This window comes from Streptomyces sp. SID14478, assembly GCF_010548525.1.
In the GTDB taxonomy this organism is placed as follows: Bacteria; Actinomycetota; Actinomycetes; order Streptomycetales; family Streptomycetaceae; genus Streptomyces.
This window is the reverse complement of record NZ_JAAGMG010000981.1, coordinates 1-245: the sequence shown is the minus strand read 5'-3', so window position 1 is coordinate 245 and position 245 is coordinate 1. Positions and strand designations below refer to the sequence as shown.

General features: G+C 67.3%; 1 pseudogene. It reads right to left on the bottom strand.

Features of this window, described 5'->3' with window-relative positions:
- Nucleotides 1–212: pseudogene (locus G3I40_RS31260) on the bottom strand (hypothetical protein); the annotation flags it as partial.
- Nucleotides 213–245 lie beyond the last annotated feature (33 nt).

The following is a 245-nucleotide window of genomic DNA, read 5'->3' as shown; positions in this document are numbered from 1 at the left end:
TTCACGGTGGGGGACCGGGGGACGTCGAAAAGCTCGCGCGCAAGCACCGCGAGCTCCGAATCGATTTCGACGACCGTGCTGCGCGAGCCGGGCCACGCGGCGGCGAAGTAGCGGGCGAGCGTGCACGCGCCGCCGCCGAGGTGCGTCAGACGTGACTTTGCCCGTTTTGTCTCCGGGTAGGCGTCGTTGAGGAAATCGGCCATCCAGCGCATGTACTCGAAATCTAACCGGGTCGGCTCGCCCGG